The sequence below is a fragment of the Legionella sp. PATHC032 genome, assembly GCF_026191185.1.
Taxonomy (GTDB): Bacteria; Pseudomonadota; Gammaproteobacteria; order Legionellales; family Legionellaceae; genus Legionella.
This window is the reverse complement of the sequence record NZ_JAPHOV010000001.1, coordinates 1,800,024-1,818,935: the sequence shown is the minus strand read 5'-3', so window position 1 is coordinate 1,818,935 and position 18,912 is coordinate 1,800,024. Positions and strand designations below refer to the sequence as shown.

Genomic DNA, 18,912 nt, shown 5'->3' with positions numbered 1-18,912 from the left:
GAAAGTTTCTTCTTGATCTTACTTGCTTCTATGAACATACACCCCATCCCAGTCAGGCGAAGGCCGCTTTTTTTTGAAGGTCGCTATTCTTTCCAAATACATTTGGTACAAATAAATTTTAGGGTTTACATTTTTTAACTCATTGAAGATATTCTCAGCGACAAGCCAATCCTGATTGTAATAGTGAGCTAATGCCGTTTCGTATTTTTCCTGCTCCTGCAGAAGTCTTGCAGAGGCTTGTTCAACAATACCTAGAGGTTGGTAAATAGTCAATGGACTTTTACGACCTTTGACTTCCACTTTGTCTACGGTACGCCATAATATGCTATCCAGGTGAGAGCGAGTTTTGTCACTTACCAGGATATTCACTTGATAGAATTTGGTTAGACTCTCTAACCTGGATGCGAGGTTAACGGTATCGCCAAGAACAGTATAGGCTCGACGAAACTCAGAACCCATGTCACCAACGTTCATAGGCCCAGTTGCTATACCTATTCCAATATTAACTTGCGGCAGCCCATGCTCCAATAAATTGGCATTAATTTTGGGCAAGTGCTCAAAGCAGGAAAGAGAACACAAAACGGCGTGACTCGCATGCTCCTTGTCTTCTATTGGTGCTCCCCAGAATGCTACTATCATATCTCCAACGTATTTATCAATGGTTCCTCTATGCTCAAAAATGATTTTGGTCATTGGGGTGAAAAATGAATTTAACAACAGTTTTACACCGCCTGCACCAAGTGTTTCACTAATTGTTGTGAAGTTGCGTATGTCAGTAAACAGAACTGTCATTTCACGATTCAGCCCTTCCATGGTGTAGTGTTCGGGATGCTCTATTAATTCTTTGACGTATTCCTTTGGTACGTATTGACCAAACAATTCACTTATTCGTCTTTTTTGCCGCTTTTCAATGACATATGAATAGAAAAAATTAACAAAAGTTTGCAGGGTTGTGATGGTTAATAAAAATGCAGGGGGGATGTAATTATTGTAGAATACGAACATGACAACAGTGCTAGTCAATATTACTACGGCCGTTATCAAAAAGATTAATAATTTGCCAAATATACCAAAAAAAGAAAATATAAGTGCAAATAGCAAGCCAAAAATTACTAAATAAAGTTTGCCCTTCAATGATTCCCAGTCAAATTCTTGGGGAATTTTTTGTTCCACCAGCCCTTTTACTATATTGCCCACGATTTCAACTCCAGGAAATAATTGGGCAACTGGTGTATGGTGTAAATCAGATAAGAGTGTTATGGATGAGCCAACTAAGGCGATACTTCCAGCCAATTCCTCGGGATTGAATTGATTGTTCAATATATCGGTTGCTGAATAATAGTTTAGTGTTCCCGGCCCCCCCCAAAATGGAATAAGAATTTGACCTTTGCTATTTGTTGGGATTTGTAGCCCATCTAATTCTATACCTGATAATTGGCTGTTATATTTTTTCAGAGAAACCTTGTCAGTTAAGAGGTAATTCATTGCTATGGCCAAAGATAAACTGGGATAGAGGTTGTTTTTATAATTGGCCAGCAAAAGTGCATGTCTTACAACCCCGTCTTTGTCGGGTAAATTAGTAACAAATCCTCCAGAAGTCGCAGCTGCCGTAAATGCAGCCAAATTACTGTTGAAATTAGTAAACTGATACACTGACAGTTTATTTGCCAGGAGGGGGTTGTTGTCAGTACCTCTTAATGGTGTCGGTAAAGAGCCTTGTCTAATATCTTCACTATTATGAAAAAAAAAACCCAGTACAGCGTTCTTCTTCCCCAAAGCATTAACAAGTTTTTGATCATTATCAACTTGATTTGCAATGCTATTTAATGTGGTAACCAACTGCTTTTGATCTGCTGTCATTTTTCCAGAAAATTGACTCAGTTTTTCTATGAGAACTAAAGCATAATTCGTTTCCGCTTCTGACATGACTATATCAAAACCAACCGTGACCACACCATTCTCTTGTAATTTATTTAATAATTCAGCCATTTTATTTCTTGGCCATGGCCATCTTCCTTCTTGTTCTAATGATTTATCATCAATATCTATGATAATAACTTTAAGGTTTTCAGGTTTTGAATGCCAATTGAGATTGATTATTTGATCATAAATTCTTCCTTCAATTTGGGATATTAGTGAGCTTAGTGGGGGAGCATTAAAGAGCAAGGTTATCAATACCAAAAGGGTTATTGCCAATCCCAAGAAAAATTCAGTCCACTTTATATGATTGAGAAATTGAGCGAAATAAAGAGTTAATTTATTCACGAAAATTATCCTTTTGCTACTCTTAAAATAAAAGATGAAAGAGCATTCCCTTTATTAAACAGTATATAGTCTACCAAGGAAGGGCAGAAAGAATGTTTCTCAGCCTTGTAGATCAGATGAATGTTTGCTCCATGTTACTACATAAATAATTTTCGTGCCTCTGGTATGGAGGAACAATAAATAAATTACTATACACCTAACTAATTAAATCGGTACTCCAATCCGGCAGTCGTTTGATAACTTTCAAAAATATTTCCTGCACTGTAATATTTTTCTTCAAGCCTTAAAGTCATTTGTTTATAATTAAAAATAACACCAGCACCAAGTTTATAACCATTTTTATCCATATTGAGCTGAGGCAGAGATCCATTAATTTGTTGTGTAAGTATAGGTCTGCTATTGGTGAAATCTGCTATTTGAATCAAGCCACCATTAACAAAAGGAGTTAATGTTGAATTGAGTTTGTAACTGATTTCAGTCCCTTCCATAATATAGGTTGTTTTTGTGGTTAAAGGCGCTATGATTTGCCCGCGTTGGTTGGACTGGAAAGCTAATATATAACTACCCGAATTAATTTGGCTGTATAACATGCCCACATTGGTTCTTAGAGATATTTTTTTCCCTCGCTTTCTATAAACTGCATTGATGCTGGCAAGCCAGTTGTCATTAGTATGTTTTGAAAAAGCGATATCTGTGATGGCGCGATTTAACAAAGTTTGTGAGTTTATTCTGTTTTGACCATAACCACCCGCAATATCCACATCAAATTTTGGAGTAAATATTTTACGTATATGTCCGAATAATGTGTTGTTATGAATAGTTAGACTAGAAGGAATCAGCGTATTAGGAAACAATTGAAATTGAGAACTCACTTCAGTATCTATGTTTAAAACATAAAGGCCTGCAATGATGTTTCGTATAGGAGAAATATGATCAGCACCTATTGAGTAAAGATTGGAATGCCCATTGTATCGATTGAAATTAAGACCAGCTGTTGAATCAAAGTTAAAATCTATGTAGCTGTAGGCAAATTCAGGCGTGATTTTCTTTAAAAAGTTATTAGCGTTTTTTGAGCTCTTATTGTCATTTATATTTTGTGTTTTTGATGTTGGGCTATCAGGAATTTTAGCATAGGCTGATTGTGTGCTCATTATTATTCCTATCATTGATAACAAAAACTTTATTTTCATTATTTCAAAAATCCTTAGGGAAATGACAAATTAATTAGCTTGAAATAATACCGGGAAAAAAGTCATGTATGCAATTAATTCTAAATGAAAATTGGTGCTAATATTCTTCTATAATTGAATAATTATTATTCTTAATGCATGATACCTTCTGACAAAAAGGCAATGATAATAGCTGGTAATCAATCAATAAAACCATAAATGCTCATTGTGAATTATAAAAATATTGCATCATCCAAGATGTTTTTTTAATAATAGATTGATCTGTCCAGGGTTTGCTTTCCCTTTAGTTTGTTTCATCACTTGCCCGATAAAAAAAGCTAATAATTTGTCTTTACCGGCTTTGTATTCTGTGACTTGTTCAGGATATTGTTTGATTATTTGCTCAACTATTTCTTCCAGTGCTGAGCTGTCATTCTGTTGTTGGTAGCCTTCGCGTTCAATAATCACATCGATATCCTCTTCACCTGCGCAAAGCATACTGAAAATATTCTTGGCAATACTGAAAGAGATTTGTTTCTCATGAATTTTACTAAGGAAAGCAGCCATGGTTTTTGCTGAAATTGGTGGTGTTTCAAAGGTCAGGTTATGCTCATTAAGAAAGGCGGCATATTGGCCTTTTAACCAGTTGATAATTGTTTTATCAGAAGCTGGACAGAGGGATTTAATTTTTTTGTAATATTGATAAGTATCCGGTGATGATAATATGAAATTAATGTCTTCATCATTTAGGGACGGAGTGCTTTTTAACTCTTTATAAATTGCTTCAGGTAAATCCGGTAGGTTGTTTTTAATCTCTTCAATTTGTTTGTTTTCTATATGAATTGGTAATAAATCAGGATCTGGAAAATAACGGTAATCATTTTCATTTTCCTTGCCTCTCATCGCCTGAGTTGTGTTATTGTCAGGATTGTAAAGGCGAGTCTCCTGGATGACTGAAAGGCCACTTTCCAATATATCTTGATGTCTTGCTTGTTCATAAGCAATGGCTTTCTCAATAAAACGAAATGAGTTCAGATTCTTAAGCTCTGTTCGTGTGCCTAAAACTGAGCTGCCTTTAGGTTTTATAGACAGATTGACGTCACACCGAAAGGAGCCTTCTTGCATATTGCCATCACATATTCCTAGGAATCTCACTAATTGATGCAGCGTTTTTAAATAATTAATCGCCTCTTCAGCAGAGTACAAGCAAGGGGTTGTGACTATTTCCAATAGTGGGGTACCTGCTCTGTTGAGATCGATTCCGGTATAGTCAGTATGGGCATCGTGCATGGATTTTCCAGCATCTTCTTCTAAATGAGCGCGTGCAATATGGACTTTTTTTTCCAGGTTATTACTAAGCTGTATATTTAAATAGCCATTAGTGATAATGGGTTTTTGATATTGACTGATTTGATAACCTTTGGGTAAGTCAGGATAAAAATAATTCTTACGTTCAAAAACAGACAGATCATTAATGGTTCCATGAACTGCCAAACCAAATTGGATAGCCATTATGATAGCTTGTCCATTTAATACAGGTAGAACACCAGGCAAACCAGCATCAATAAAACTCGTTTGCGAATTAGGCATGGCGCCAAAAGCAGTAGATGCTCCTGAAAATAGTTTTGATTTGGTTTTTAATTGAGCATGTACCTCAAGACCAATGACGGTATCCCATTCCATATCTCACCCTTGCTTGTTAGGATTGGCTAAATGCCAGTTGGTATGTTGCTGATAATCATGTGCGATTGCAAGCAAGCGGCTTTCACTAAAGTGCTTGCCCATTAATTGCAAACCAATTGGTAGCTTATTTGCAAAACCAGTTGGTATAGAAACGGCTGGTAGGCCTCCGAGATTGGCTGCTACAGTAAATACATCTGCCAAATAATTTTGTATGGGATCATCTATTTTTTCACCCAGTTTAAAAGCGGTGGTAGGTGTTGTTGGTCCAAGGATAACATCTACTGAATTTAAAGTTGTAATTAATTCATCTCGAATCAAACGCCTGACTTTTTGTGCATGCAAATAATAGGCATCAAAAAAACCGGATGAGAGCACATGAGTTCCAGTTAGAATTCGACGTTTTACTTCATTACCAAAACCTTCACTTCGAGAGTTAGTGATTAATTCAATTAAGGTTGATGCGGATTTACTTCGGTGTCCAAATCTTATGCCATCATATCGCGAAAGGTTTGATGAGGCTTCTGCGCAAGCTATAACATAGTAGCATGGCACCCAAAGTGGCTGAAGCTTCAAGTCGATTTCAATTATTTCAGCCCCGAGATTCTCAAATAATTTCACAGCATCATGTATCGCATCCTGGATACCTTTTTCGACTTGAGGTTGAAAAAAGCAGGAAGGAAGTCCTATTCGGATTTTGTTTAGGGGTTTTTTAATTTCTGCTGAATAATCAGGTATAACTCTATCAACTGACGTCGAATCTCTGTTATCAAATCCGGCCATGCAGTGAAGTATTACTGCAAGATCTTCAGCTGACCTGGCAAATGGACCTGCTTGGTCAAGACTTGAGGCAAAAGCAACCATTCCGTATCGGGAGACTAATCCATAGGTGGGTTTTATCCCGCTAATCCCGCAAAAGGCTGCTGGCTGACGAATTGAGCCGCCGGTGTCAGAACCGATTGCAAAAGGAACCAGGTTTGCAGCAACGGCTGTTGCGGAACCACCTGATGATCCACCAGGCACTCTTTCTTTATCCCACGGGTTTTTTACCGGACCGAAATAACTGTTTTCATTAGAAGAACCCATGGCAAACTCATCCATATTAGTTTTTCCAATAATAATTGCGCCATTTCGTTTAAATTTTGTGACAATAGTGGCATCGTAGGGGGCTTGAAAATTAGCCAGCATTTTCGAAGCGCAAGTTGTATTTAATCGCTTTGTACAAAACAAATCTTTGAGAGCCATGGGAATTCCAGTCAGGGATTTTCCCTCTCCATTTTTTAGTACCAAATCAGCTGCTTGCGCTTCTTTTAGAGCCTGGTCTTCATCAAGGCTGATGAATGCATTCAAGTCTTTATTGCTTTGAATTTTGTTAATACAGTGTTGTGTTAATTCAACACTTGAAAATTCTCGATTATGAAGAGCCTTTGATAATTGAGCCAGTGAGTATTGTTCCATTATTATTTATCCGATGATATCACCTTGGGAACCAAATATAAGTTATCCTCAAATAATGGCGCCATGGCTTCTAATTCAGCAAGGCATTCCGCTTCGGTTATTTCATCTGGCCTTAAACGTTGATTTAGTGCCAAGGGATGAAAAAGAGGTGCTACCTGGTTTGTATCAATTGTTTTGAGCTGGTCAACAAAATCCATGATCGCACTTACTTCTTGAGTTAATTTTGCAGAATGCTCGGAATCTTCATTTAAATAAGCCAATTTTGAAATATTTTCAAGATCTTTAGCAGAGAGAGTCATGGCTATATCCAATTATAAGGGTCTTACATTATAGCGGTATTGTTCTAAAAATGAAGTATTAGTTTAATTATCTTTATAGTCTGTTGAGCCGGCTTGCGTTCTTGTTTCTTGGAATCTGTTTAAACAGGACTGCACTAATGTCCTTTTTTGAAATAAGAATTGCAGTCTATTGAAGACATGAAAAAGCAATGAGATTGAAATGTTACAAGATTCTTGCAGAACAGTGGTTTTACAGTAGAATGAATATTTGTACGAATTAAACGATAGAGAATGGTATTCATGTTACAACAATATAAAACTCACGGTGGTGTTCATGTTGAGTTTTCTCAACAAGAGTTGGATTATAGACAAGGCATAGATTTTTTACTTGAGAGTCTTGATTCTCAACGTGGAGCAGTATTTGCTTCAAGCTTTGAATATCCAGGGCGCTATACTTGTTGGGACATGGGTTTTTATAATCCCCCATTAGTTATGATCTGTAAAAATAGTACCATCTGTTTAGAGGCATTAAATCAACGGGGTGAAATATTATTATCTTTTCTCTATCCGTTATTAAAAACAACAGACTCCTGGGAGATAATTAGCCAAACAGCCTCACTGTGTCAGTTAAAAATTAAATCATCTGATAAAGTATTTAGCGAGGAAGAACGAAGTCATCAACCGTCAGTATTTAGTGTAATACGCCTCTTGCTGGATTTTTTTAAAACAGAAGAGGATTCTTATCTGGGTTTATATGGTGCTTTTGGGTTTGACCTGATTTATCAATTTGAACAGTTGGAACGGTATAAACCAAGAAATGAAACACAAAGAGATATGGTTCTCTATCTACCTGATGAAATTTATATAGTGAATCATCGTAAGGAAGAAGCTTTTGTTAGACGCTATGATTTTCAATATCAGGGCCGATCAACGCAATCTTTGTCCAGAGAAGGAAAGTATTCACCATATCAACCTATTCATAAACCGGAAAAAAACTGTGATCACGAACCAGGTGAGTATGCCGAAGTGGTCAAGAAAGCCAAAGAAAAATTTTCTTGCGGTGATTTGTTTGAAGTAGTCCCGAGTCAAACTTTCTATACACACTTTGCTGAAAAGCCTTCAACATTATTTCATCAAATGCGAGAAATAAATCCATCGCCATATGGTTTTTTTATTAATTTGGGAGATGAAGAATATCTGGTAGGCGCTTCACCTGAAATGTATGTTCGTGTCCAGGGTAATAGAGTAGAAACTTGCCCTATCTCTGGTACCATCAAACGGGGAGCGGATGCTATTGAGGATGCTCACAATATTCAAACACTGTTAGATTCAGAGAAAGAAGAATCAGAATTAACCATGTGTACCGATGTTGATAGAAATGATAAGTCAAGAATTTGTGAAGCGGGGAGTGTGAAAGTTATTGGGCGCCGCCAAATTGAAATGTATTCGCGATTAATTCATACAGTAGATCATGTTGAGGGTATTTTAAGAGATGGATTTGATGCGGTAGATGCTTTTTTAACTCATATGTGGGTTGTTACTGTGACTGGCGCGCCTAAAATTTGGGCTATGAATTTTATTGAACAACATGAGAAAGCCCCGCGTAAATGGTATGCAGGAGCTGTAGGATGGTTTGGTTTTGATGGAAATTTAAATACGGGGTTGGTCTTAAGAACAGTGCGAATAGAAAAAGGCATTGCAGAAATTAGAGTAGGTGCTACTTTACTTTATGACTCTATCCCTGAAGCGGAGGAAGAGGAAACCAGATTAAAGGCTTCCGCATTTTTAGACATGTTACAAAAGCCATGGCAAAAGGCCAAAAGGAAAATAGAGGATATCCCTCTGGTAGGGAAAAATAAAAAAGTTTTACTGATCGATCATCAAGATTCCTTTGTTCATACTTTGGCAAACTATTTAAGGCAAACTGGAGCTGATGTTACTACTGTTCGTTATGACAAGGCGATTGGCTATTTACAAAATAATCATTTTGATTTGATCGTATTATCGCCTGGCCCCGGAAAACCGATTGATTTTAAGCTTTCAGAAACAATCGATGTGATACTCTCAAAGAAAATACCAATATTTGGTGTCTGTTTGGGGTTGCAAGGTATTGTTGAGTATTTTGGAGGAGTTTTGGATGTTCTTGATTATCCTATGCATGGAAAATCTTCATTAATTAGGGTACTAAATACCAAGGGTTTGTTCTCAGGTTTAGGAGATTGTTTTAAAGCCGGAAGATACCATTCGCTCTATGCCAGATCAGAGGCTTTACCCAATGAATTATTAGTTACAGCTGTAAGTGAAGATGATGTAATCATGGCAATATCTCATGAGTATTTACCTGTGCATGCGGTTCAGTTTCATCCAGAAACAATTTTATCCTTATCGGAACAAGTGGGTTTAAAAATAATCATCAATTTGATGAACATGGTGAAGGACAATGGGTAAAAAAATACTGATTTTATATTTTGTATCAGTTCTATTAGGGATATTAACAGGAGCAATTGCCTCTTTATTCCAACTTACTATTCAACAAGTAGATCATTTGTTGGAGCTATTATTTCATATCGCAGAAAGTTATGGACTGCCTGTAGGAATCGTTTCCGCCTTGGTATCCATGATGATGTTATTTCTCGCCTGGATGATGGTGAAATACATTGCCCCAGAAGCGGCAGGAAGTGGAGTGCAAGAAATTGAAGGCACCTTGCTTCATGTGAGGCCAATATTTTGGAAGCGCCTGATACCCGTAAAATTTTTTGGGGGTGTGTTATCCATATCTGCAAAAATGGTTATGGGAAGAGAAGGGCCTACTATTCAGATGGGCGGTAATCTCGGGCAGATGCTTGGAGAGTTGTTTCGACTTACACGCCGCCGCCGAGATACTTTAATAGCGGCTGGTTCTGCAGCCGGTTTGGCTGCAGCATTTAATGCTCCTCTGGCTGGTGTACTGTTTGTCATGGAGGAAATGCGTAACCAGTTTAATTATTCATTTACCAATTTTAAAATGGTGGTTATTTGCTGTGTCATGGCAACGATTGTTTTGCATCTTATTATAGGCTCACAACCAGCTATTCAAATGGAGGTTTTTGAACTACCCACTCTCGGCTCTTTGTGGCTGTTCTTTGTTTTTGGAATATTGATGGGGTTAATTGGCTTATTATTCAATGTCACACTTATGAGAACTGTTGGGTGGCTGGATAAACAAAATCCCAAAAACAAAAAATATTATATATTAGCTGTTGGATTTTTAGTCGGTTATCTGGCCTACTCTTATCCAGCTACTGTTGGGGGCGGTTATGTTATTATCAGTGAAGCGCTGACTATGTCACCAGCATTTAGTGTATTGTGCAGTCTTATTGTAATCAGGTTTGTCATGACCATGTTATCCTATTCAAGTGGTGTACCTGGCGGTATTTTTGCACCAATGCTGGCTTTGGGAACACTATTTGGATTAGGTTTTTTCCATTTATTTCAGTGGTTGAGTATGGATTTTTCAATTGAGCCTGGTATGTTTGCAGTCGCAGGTATGGGGGCGCTTTTTGCAGCCGCAGTACGCTCACCAATTACTGGTGTGGTATTGGTTGTTGAAATGACTAAAAACTACTCTCTAATTCTTCCTCTTATGATCTCCTGTATTACTGCAACGATTGTGGTGCAATTAGCACGTAATGAGCCAATTTATACTCAATTATTAGAGCGGACTTTGAGGCTCAATGCAAAATGAGTCTAAATATCTCAAGATATATTCATAGTTCAGCCATGAGGAATAAGAATAAAGAGTAAGAAAATCTTTTGGTTTATCTATAAAAAAAAGCATTAGCTCGTTGAGCATTGCCAAGGTGGTTTCGAAAAGTCAGTGCTTGTAATATCGAGCTGATGACATATTGGTGAAAATTGGGATTACTTGCCTATGCGAATGACTATTTTCCCAAAATGAGAGCCGTCCTGCATGCGTTGCAGTGCCGTCTCTATTTGATTTAGCTCAAACTCCGAGTCAATTACTGGTTTAATTTTGTCATTTTCAAATGCATTAAACCAATGATCATGAGCCAATTTCCAAAGCCTCGATTTTTCTTTAATGCTTTGTGATCTCAGTACAAATCCAATGATTTGTAACCTTTTTTGCATAAGCAATGCCAGACTGCATTCAACTTTGCTTCCTTTAAGGCAAGCGATTTGGATTAATTTACCTTGAGGTTTCAGCAAATGTAAGTGTTTGTTAAAATAATCACCACCAACAAAGTCAATGATTAAATCGACAGAATTGTCCTCAATTAATAATTCAAAATCCTGTTCTTTGTAATGAATGACTTGATCCGCGCCCAGGGCCAGTGCTTTTTCTATTTTACTTGAATCACCGACTGTGGTTATTACTCTGGCGTTTGTTAATTTAGCCATTTGTATGGCTAATGAGGCTATCCCGCTTCCTGCGCCATGAATCAATAATGTCTGCCCTGCACTTAAGGCACCTAAATCGTACAAGGTCGCATAGACTGTGGTTAACGCTTCAGGGAGTGCTGCAGCAAGTGAAAAACTCCAATGAGAGGGAATGTGATGAGACAAAGAAGCTTCAACCGGACAGATTTCAGCATAACCTCCACTTCCTACAAGACCATAAATTTGGTCGCCCGGTTTAAACTGTTTTACCTTGGATCCACTGGCTATTACTTCTCCAGCCACCTCCAGTCCGGGAATATCCGACTCTCCTGGAGGAGGGGGGTATTTACCATATTTTTGCATCAAATCAGCCCTGTTCAATGCGGTGGCTTTAACGCGCACAAGAATTTGAGATTCATTAAAACCAGGATTTGGACCTTCGACAAGGGCTAATTCACTATGTGGTCCAGGATTATTAATTTGTATGTGATGCAAGGTGAGATCCTTTTTAAGGTAAGAATGCATAGTATGATAATTTACTATATTATATCTTTTGCAACTCGCATAATGATTTAAAATCGATATAATTTTATTTTAAACTATTGCGATGATACTTATCTTTTTTAACAACTATATGGTTAGTTAATGTCTAAATTTAATCATCAAAGTTTATTTGCCTGGCTATTTATAGTCCCTCAGCTGATTGTCACTGTTATTTTTTTTATCTGGCCCGCCTGCAGCGCTTTACTGCAATCCTTTTTTTATACTGATGCATTTGGTTTGAATAAGCACTTTGCAGGATTGACAAATTTCTTTGATTTATTTCTTGATCCCGCTTATGCAAAGGCCCTATGGGTTACTTTTATAATTGCAGGTAGTGTGACACTTATAACTATGAGTTTAGGGCTTTTAATGGCTACTTTAGTAAATTATAGAGGAAAAAGCCAAGGAATTTATAAGACTTTGTTGATATGGCCTTATGCAATAGCTCCTGCCGTAGCCGCAATACTGTGGCGATTTTTATGTCATCCAACGTTAGGATGGTTGACTCAGGCACTGGAATTTTTGGGAATTCATTTTAATTATGTCAACGATGCAAATCAGGCTTTGGTAGTTGTCATTTTAACCGCCAGCTGGCAACAGTTTAGTTACAATTTTTTATTTTATTTTGCTGCGCTTAAAGCAGTTCCTCAGACATTAATTGATGCAGCAATCATGGATGGTGCTAATGTATGGCAACGATTCTGGCAAATAATTTTCCCAATCCTGTCGCCCACTACTTTTTTTCTGTTAATAATGAACCTGATTTATGGTTTTTTTGATACATTTGGAATTATTCAAGTTATGACACACGGGGGCCCTGGCAATAGCACAACTAACTTAATCTATAAGGTGTATGAAGATGGTTTTGAGGGAATGGATTTGGGAATTTCATCAGCCCAATCTGTATTATTAATGATTATTGTAATTGCAGTTTCCTTATTACAATTTAAATACCTTGAAAAAAAGGTTCATTACGAATGAGACAATTTAAACGTTTTGGGTCGCATGGGTTAATATTATTATTTATAGGATTAATGATGGCTCCTTTGTATTTGGCTGTAGTTGCTGCAAGCAATGAAGGAACTGCCATGATGCATTCTCAGTTGTCATTGATTCCAGGAACTTCATTTTTCAAAAATATTAAAAGTGTGCTGACGGAAGGTTTGGCTGTAACAGGAGGTGAACCTATCACTTCCATGCTGTTTAATAGCTTAGTTATGGCTTTCATCATCGCAGTAGGTAAGATCATTCTGGCTTTGGGATCTGCTTTTGCATTGGTATATTTTGATTTTCCTTTTAAAAAATCTTGTTTTGCCTTGATATTTGCAACGATGATGTTGCCGGTGGAAGTAAGAATAGTGCCCACTTTTCAAGTTATTGCTTCATTTGGTCTATTGAACTCATTTTCTGGTCTAACCTTGCCACTATTAGCATCAGCAACTGGAACTTTTTTATTTCGTCAGTTTTTTAAAACCATATCTAAAGAACTGGTTGATGCTGCCAAATTAGATGGCGCAGGCCCATTAAGATTTTTTATTGATATCGTCTTGCCCTTGTCAAGAGTCCAAATTTCCGCCTTGTTTGTAATCTTGTTTGTTTACGGCTGGAATCAATATTTATGGCCTTTAGTCATCACGACAGAAACTAAAATGACGACTATTGTGATGGGAATTCGTTATTTGGCAGGTGTAGCGGATCAAGTGCCGGAATGGCACTATATTATGGCCGTTGCATTGATCGCGCTTGTCCCACCTTGTATGGTGGTTATGCTGATGCAACGTTGGTTCGAAAAGGGATTGAAATAATGGCAACACTGAATTTGATCGAGGTGTCAAAACAGGTCGGACAAACAACAATTTTGAATCGAATTAACATTGATATCAAGAAGGGCGAATTCATGGTTGTTGTTGGCCCATCCGGCTGTGGTAAATCTACTTTGTTACGATTGATAGCAGGACTTGATGTTTTAAGTTCAGGAAAAATACTTATAAATAATCAATGTGTTAATCATACAGAGGCCGCAAAAAGGGATATGGCGATGGTTTTTCAAAATTATGCCCTTTATCCTCATATGACAGTCTTTGACAATATGGCTTATGGTTTAAAGTTGAGGCGTTTCAGTAAAGCAGATATTAATAAAAGAGTGACTGAAGTAGCAAACTTATTGCATTTGACTCCTTATCTGGACAGAAAGCCGCAAGCACTGTCTGGTGGGCAAAAGCAGCGAGTAGCAATGGGCAGGGCTATTGTGCGCTCTCCTGCAGTTTATTTATTTGATGAACCATTATCTAATCTGGATGCAAAATTAAGAACTGAAATGCGACATGAAATTAAACGATTGCATCAACAATTTAATACGACCAGCTTATATGTTACTCATGATCAAACCGAAGCGATGACTATGGCTGATAGAATCTTGGTGCTTAATCATGGGGAGGTTGAGCAAATTGGAACACCACAAGAACTGTATCAAAGTCCGGCTACGCAGTTTGTAGCTGGTTTTACCGGGCACTATCCTATTAATTTTATTTCTGGCAAATACGATAAGAAAACGGATAGTATTTATACCAATATAGGTATAGTGTATTCAGCACCTAATTGGCTTCATTCAGTCGATGATAAAGCAGACCTTATTGTGGCAATTCGCCCCGAACACATTCAGCTATGTTCCAGTAAAAATCAAGATGCAGTTGAACTTCATGTAGAATTTGTTGATGATATGGGGGCTGATAAATTGATTCAGGCAAAATGTGTAAAGAATAATGAACAGATTAATTTGAGGATTTCAGCAGAGCAGGTGGTTTCAAACAGACAATTACATGTAGAGCTACCCAAATTGAAGTTGCATGTATTTGATGAGAGAACAGGAAAACGTGTGGGAGAGTGGCGTGGCTAAAGAAAAAAATAAATTAAAACCAATTGATGCTCCTATCTATAGTTATTGGCAAGCACTGTATATGTGTTTTTATTCAAAGAGACTTTTTGTTGATGTCGGAAAACATTGGCGTGGAATTGGTTTAATTTATCTATTATTGGTTATTGCTATTTGTTCAATACCGTTTTCTATAAGAATTGCTTCTGATTTTAATAAAACGTTTAATCAGCAAATCATTGAGCCTTTACTGCAACTGCCAACTGTTTATGTGCAAAATGGTAATGTTATTTTTGATAAACCAATGCCCTATTTAATCAGAAATGATAGGAATCAAGTAGTAATCATTATCGACACAACAGGGAAAGTGACTGATTTCTCAGAGGCATATCCTTACCTTAATATTCTGATTAAGAAAAATAGTATTAATTTCTTATTGCCAACACCAGAGTTGTTAGGTAGCAGTCCGGTAAATGAACAGAAAGGAGTTCCTATTGTTCAGCCATTAGATAAAGAAATGAATGTGGTATTTGATGGCAAAAAAATTATTCAGGATAATGCGATTACTGGTTTGAAATATGCTTCTCAATTGATGATATACCCAATCGTGGTTGCTATTTTATATTCGATTATGGTGACTGTATTGCTAGTCATTGCCTTTTTAGGACAAGTATTTTCCAAAATCTTTTTTTCGTTCACTATATCCTTTAAAAAATCCAGTCGACTGTTGATGGTTGCATCAACGCCAATGTTGGTAGTTTTGGTAGTCATGTTATCGCTTCATTTTATTTTTCCCGGATTTGGAGTGATTTTGTTGATATTATTGGCAGCCTATTACAGTTACGGTGTCTATGGTCTCCGAGATGAAAGCAGGAAAATGGTGCTCAAATGAGAGAGCTAATCCATTTTGCTCATGGCAATGGATTTCCATCATTATGTTACAAACAGTTATTAGAGCAGTTAGAAACTCGTTTTGACTGTTGTTTTATAGATAAAATTGGCCATAATCCTGATTATCCTGTAGGAGAAAACTGGTATAACCTGGTTGCTGAGATCATTGCGAGCATCAAACGACAAGCAGAACAGCCAGTGATTGCAGTTGGTCATTCTTTGGGAGGGGTGTTGAGCTTGCTCGCTGCGATAGAGCAGCCGAGATTATTTAAAGCGGTCATTATGCTAGACTCACCTCTCATTGGCGCTTTTAAATCAAGCATGGTCAGATTGGCTAAGGCATTAGGTATCATAGACAGAGTAACTCCAGCTTTTAGAACAAAGAAAAGGCGTGAGCATTGGCAAAACTATGAACAACTAATTTCCTATTTAAAAACCAGGGATTTATTTAAAACATTTACAGAAGAATGTTTGAATGACTATATTAAATATGGTTTAGAATATAAAGAGGATGGGTATTATTTGCGTTTTGACAGGCATATTGAATATCAAATATATAGAACAATTCCGCATGTTATTCCTCGCTATAAAGGTAAACTTATTGTTCCCGCCGCATTGATCTATGGTGACAGGAGTACTGTAGTTGATAGAATGGACATTCGATATATGAAAAATCATTTTAATGTAAAATGTTTTAAAACTATGGGTACACATTTATTTCCAATGGAGCACCCTGAAGCTGTTGGAAAGCAAGTTATAGAAGTTGTTGATGCTATAATTTGATTAGATGTCTTAACTGGTTTTCTGATTTTGTTATCCAGGAAGAAGTCTATTAAATTCTTTAATTTGGATTAGCCTATAATAAGGAGAATGTTGTGTCAGAACTCATATTAATACTAGCAACAATTGGTGTGGCTGGAATGCTATTAACCCGCCATGCATCTATATCGGTATGGGCTATTAGTTATACCATTTTTCTTGGCTTGGTTTTGCAGTTCGGCTCTCCTGGCTTATTGTCGCAAATCGTCTTATGGGCAATTGAAGCGGTATTAATTTTAGGCTCTATTAAGCCTTTAAGAAGAGAAGTACTATCGAAACATTTATTTCAAATAATCAAAAAAAAGATGCCTTCCATGTCCATTACTGAAAGAGAGGCATTGGAAGCGGGTACAGTGAGTTGGGAAGGTGATTTATTTAGTGGTAACCCTAATTTTTCTCTTTTAAGGAATTCTCCAACTGTACCATTAACTGAAGAAGAGCAGGCTTTTATAGATGGTCCCGTTAATACCCTCTGTGAAATGTTAGATGATTGGGATATTACTCATAATAGAACGGATCTTCCTCCCGAGGTTTGGCAATTTATAAAAGAGAATCGTTTTCTGGGAATGATAATTCCAAAGCAGTATGGTGGACTTGGCTTTTCCGCTACTGCTCAGATGTCAATTTTGGTAAAAATTTATGGTCGTTCTATTACTGCTGCTACAACCATTTCAGTACCGAATTCACTGGGACCTGGTGAATTACTTTTAAAGTATGGGACAGAGGAACAAAAAGATTATTATTTACCAAGATTGGCCGATGGGAGAGAGATCCCATGTTTTGCCTTGACAGGGCCTAATGCTGGTTCGGATGCGGCTTCTATCCCTGATAAAGGTGTTGTTTGTCGGCAGGAGATCAATGGTGAGCTCATATTAGGGGTTCGTTTGAATTGGGACAAACGATACATTACCTTGTGCCCAGTGGCGACAGTCATTGGTTTGGCATTTAGAATGTTTGATCCGGACAACCTGCTAGGCAAAGGAGAAGACATTGGCATTACTTGTGCGCTTATTCCTGCAACCACTCCCGGGATTATAAAGGGGCGCAGGCATTTCCCTTTAAATACAGGGTTTTTGAATGGCCCAACTCAAGGCAAAGACGTTTTTATTCCTCTTGATTATTTGATTGGCGGTGCTTCTATGGCTGGTCAAGGATGGCGAATGTTAATGGAATGCTTGAGCGCGGGTCGTGCAATCTCACTGCCATCAAGTGCCAGTGGAGGCGCACAAGCAGTCGCTTTAGCATCTGGTGCCTATGCCAGAATTCGCAAACAATTCAATCAACCAATTGGCAAGTTCGAGGGGATAGAAGAACCTCTTGCCAGAATAGCTTCTGCTGCCTATATAATTGATTCTTCTCTAACTATGGCAGCAGCGGCCATAGATCATGGAGCAAAACCTTCTGTAGCAGGGGCTATTTTAAAGTATCATACTACTGAAAGAGCGAGACAACTTGCACTGGATGGAATGGATATTCATGGTGGCAAAGGAATATGTCTTGGACCAAATAATTATATCGGAAGAGGATATCAAGGTTCTCCTATTGGTATTACGGTTGAAGGAGCCAATATTTTAACCAGGAGCTTAATTATTTTTGGACAAGGGGCGATACGTTGCCATCCTTATGTTTTCAAAGAGCTAGAAAGTGTTAGAAATAATGATTTAGTTGCGTTTGATGATTCCTTTTTTGCTCATGTGGGTTTTGTTATTACTAATTTTACAAAGTCACTTATTTTTGGATGGACTGATGCTCGTTTTAGCAAATCTCCGGCCAGTTCAGTAAAAAGGTATTATCAATTAATTCATAAGTACAGTTCCAATCTGGCTTTTTTAGCAGATTTTTCAATGATTGTTTTAGGCGGTGAGCTAAAGCGAAAAGAAAAACTATCAGCACGTTTAGGTGACATGTTGAGTTGTTTATATATGGCTTCCGCAGTTTTAAAACGATTTTATGAGGATGGGGAACCTCGTGCCGATTTACCTGTTGTTCATTGGAGTTGTCAACAGTTATTGCATGAGTGTGAAATGGCTATGCATGGAGTAATCATTAATTTTCCGGCACGCTGGGCACGATTTATTTTACCGTTTATTCTAAAACCTCTAGGCAACAGAAGACATAAGCCGGATGATAAATTAGGTCATAAGGTAGCAAGAATACTGATAGAACCTAATGAAACAAGAAACCGAATCACGAGATTGGTTTATAAGAAGCCAGGGAATAATTGCCCCTTGGGAAGGATGGAGGAAGCATTTCATAAGATTTGTGCAGTTGAAGAGTTGGAACGTAAAGTGATGAAGGCTGTTAAAGACAACATCCTTCATTCATTGACTTTTCAAGAGCAAATATTGGAAGCGCTTGCGCATCAAATATTGACTCCTGTTGAAGCGAAACAACTAGAGGAGGCTGAACAGGCCAGGCAGGATGTCATAAGGGTAGACGATTTTGCCGATGAGGAGTTGCGCCGTCCCTCGTTATTTGGTGAGAAGGCAAAACCAGGAAAAAAGATTCCAGCTAAGGATGGCATGGAAACTGAAACAGTTTAATTTACGGCTTTCCTTTC

The 18,912-nt window shown here is 37.7% G+C and carries 14 protein-coding genes; 8 read left to right on the top strand and 6 right to left on the bottom strand.

What is annotated here, in order from left to right; translation table 11 throughout:
* Positions 1-18: 18 nt before the first annotated feature.
* The 5 genes from OQJ02_RS08180 to gatC all read right to left on the bottom strand — a co-directional run bounded on the left by OQJ02_RS08180 (position 19) and on the right by gatC (position 6,871).
* Positions 19-2,265, bottom strand: a complete 2,247-nt coding sequence (locus OQJ02_RS08180) for a CHASE2 domain-containing protein (protein WP_265718713.1) — start codon at positions 2,263-2,265, stop codon at positions 19-21.
* 200 nt (positions 2,266-2,465) lie between these two features.
* Positions 2,466-3,455 (bottom strand): autotransporter outer membrane beta-barrel domain-containing protein, encoded by a 990-nt coding sequence (locus OQJ02_RS08175; RefSeq protein ID WP_322783381.1) that lies wholly within the window; start codon positions 3,453-3,455, stop codon positions 2,466-2,468.
* Between the two features lie 228 nt (positions 3,456-3,683).
* Complete coding sequence (gatB, locus tag OQJ02_RS08170; RefSeq protein WP_265718711.1) at positions 3,684-5,117, bottom strand: Asp-tRNA(Asn)/Glu-tRNA(Gln) amidotransferase subunit GatB; 1,434 nt, start codon at positions 5,115-5,117, stop codon at positions 3,684-3,686.
* Positions 5,118-5,120: 3 nt separating this feature from the next.
* Entirely contained in the window at positions 5,121-6,572 is a 1,452-nt protein-coding gene (gatA, locus tag OQJ02_RS08165) for an Asp-tRNA(Asn)/Glu-tRNA(Gln) amidotransferase subunit GatA (protein WP_265718710.1), read from the bottom strand.
* 2 nt (positions 6,573-6,574) lie between these two features.
* Positions 6,575-6,871, bottom strand: coding sequence for an Asp-tRNA(Asn)/Glu-tRNA(Gln) amidotransferase subunit GatC (gene gatC / locus OQJ02_RS08160; protein ID WP_265718709.1), 297 nt, complete (start codon positions 6,869-6,871; stop codon positions 6,575-6,577).
* Positions 6,872-7,150: 279 nt separating this feature from the next.
* Between gatC and OQJ02_RS08155 the strand changes: the two genes are divergently transcribed.
* Together OQJ02_RS08155 and clcA are read left to right on the top strand one after the other, a co-directional pair.
* A complete protein-coding gene (locus OQJ02_RS08155; protein WP_265718708.1) occupies positions 7,151-9,298 on the top strand; it encodes an anthranilate synthase component I in 2,148 nt (715 codons plus the stop codon).
* Positions 9,291-10,574, top strand: a complete 1,284-nt coding sequence (gene clcA, locus OQJ02_RS08150; RefSeq protein ID WP_265718707.1) for a H(+)/Cl(-) exchange transporter ClcA — start codon at positions 9,291-9,293, stop codon at positions 10,572-10,574. The genes OQJ02_RS08155 and clcA overlap by 8 nt, the downstream gene beginning before the upstream one ends.
* A 176-nt stretch (positions 10,575-10,750) precedes the next feature.
* Here the strand turns inward: clcA and OQJ02_RS08145 are convergent, their stop codons facing one another.
* Positions 10,751-11,752 carry an NAD(P)H-quinone oxidoreductase gene (locus OQJ02_RS08145; protein WP_416209887.1) on the bottom strand — a complete coding sequence of 334 codons (1,002 nt, stop codon included), beginning with the start codon at positions 11,750-11,752 and terminating at the stop codon, positions 10,751-10,753.
* A gap of 120 nt (positions 11,753-11,872) precedes the next feature.
* Here OQJ02_RS08145 and OQJ02_RS08140 point away from each other — a divergent pair, with 120 nt between their 5' ends.
* The 6 genes from OQJ02_RS08140 to OQJ02_RS08115 all read left to right on the top strand — a co-directional run bounded on the left by OQJ02_RS08140 (position 11,873) and on the right by OQJ02_RS08115 (position 18,895).
* Entirely contained in the window at positions 11,873-12,751 is an 879-nt protein-coding gene (locus tag OQJ02_RS08140) for an ABC transporter permease subunit (RefSeq protein ID WP_265718705.1), read from the top strand.
* Entirely contained in the window at positions 12,748-13,575 is an 828-nt protein-coding gene (gene ugpE / locus OQJ02_RS08135) for a sn-glycerol-3-phosphate ABC transporter permease UgpE (RefSeq protein WP_265718704.1), read from the top strand. Before OQJ02_RS08140 ends, ugpE begins: the two co-directional genes overlap by 4 nt.
* Positions 13,575-14,666, top strand: a complete 1,092-nt coding sequence (locus OQJ02_RS08130) for an ABC transporter ATP-binding protein (protein WP_265719812.1) — start codon at positions 13,575-13,577, stop codon at positions 14,664-14,666. Before ugpE ends, OQJ02_RS08130 begins: the two co-directional genes overlap by 1 nt.
* Complete coding sequence (locus OQJ02_RS08125) at positions 14,617-15,534, top strand: DUF1189 family protein (protein ID WP_265718703.1); 918 nt, start codon at positions 14,617-14,619, stop codon at positions 15,532-15,534. Before OQJ02_RS08130 ends, OQJ02_RS08125 begins: the two co-directional genes overlap by 50 nt.
* Complete coding sequence (locus OQJ02_RS08120) at positions 15,531-16,316, top strand: alpha/beta fold hydrolase (protein WP_265718702.1); 786 nt, start codon at positions 15,531-15,533, stop codon at positions 16,314-16,316. The genes OQJ02_RS08125 and OQJ02_RS08120 overlap by 4 nt, the downstream gene beginning before the upstream one ends.
* 92 nt (positions 16,317-16,408) lie before the next feature.
* Positions 16,409-18,895, top strand: coding sequence for an acyl-CoA dehydrogenase (locus OQJ02_RS08115; protein ID WP_265718701.1), 2,487 nt, complete (start codon positions 16,409-16,411; stop codon positions 18,893-18,895).
* Positions 18,896-18,912 lie beyond the last annotated feature (17 nt).

Coding starts and splice junctions, on each gene's coding strand:
- OQJ02_RS08175 (WP_322783381.1), bottom strand. CDS start 3,455: ATGAAAATAAAGTTTTTGTTATCAATGATAGGAATAATAATGAGCACA.
- gatB (WP_265718711.1), bottom strand. CDS start 5,117: ATGGAATGGGATACCGTCATTGGTCTTGAGGTACATGCTCAATTAAAA.
- gatA (WP_265718710.1), bottom strand. CDS start 6,572: ATGGAACAATACTCACTGGCTCAATTATCAAAGGCTCTTCATAATCGA.
- gatC (WP_265718709.1), bottom strand. CDS start 6,871: ATGACTCTCTCTGCTAAAGATCTTGAAAATATTTCAAAATTGGCTTAT.
- OQJ02_RS08155 (WP_265718708.1), top strand. CDS start 7,151: ATGTTACAACAATATAAAACTCACGGTGGTGTTCATGTTGAGTTTTCT.
- clcA (WP_265718707.1), top strand. CDS start 9,291: ATGGGTAAAAAAATACTGATTTTATATTTTGTATCAGTTCTATTAGGG.
- OQJ02_RS08145 (WP_416209887.1), bottom strand. CDS start 11,752: ATGCATTCTTACCTTAAAAAGGATCTCACCTTGCATCACATACAAATT.
- OQJ02_RS08140 (WP_265718705.1), top strand. CDS start 11,873: ATGTCTAAATTTAATCATCAAAGTTTATTTGCCTGGCTATTTATAGTC.
- ugpE (WP_265718704.1), top strand. CDS start 12,748: ATGAGACAATTTAAACGTTTTGGGTCGCATGGGTTAATATTATTATTT.
- OQJ02_RS08130 (WP_265719812.1), top strand. CDS start 13,575: ATGGCAACACTGAATTTGATCGAGGTGTCAAAACAGGTCGGACAAACA.
- OQJ02_RS08125 (WP_265718703.1), top strand. CDS start 14,617: ATGTATTTGATGAGAGAACAGGAAAACGTGTGGGAGAGTGGCGTGGCT.
- OQJ02_RS08120 (WP_265718702.1), top strand. CDS start 15,531: ATGAGAGAGCTAATCCATTTTGCTCATGGCAATGGATTTCCATCATTA.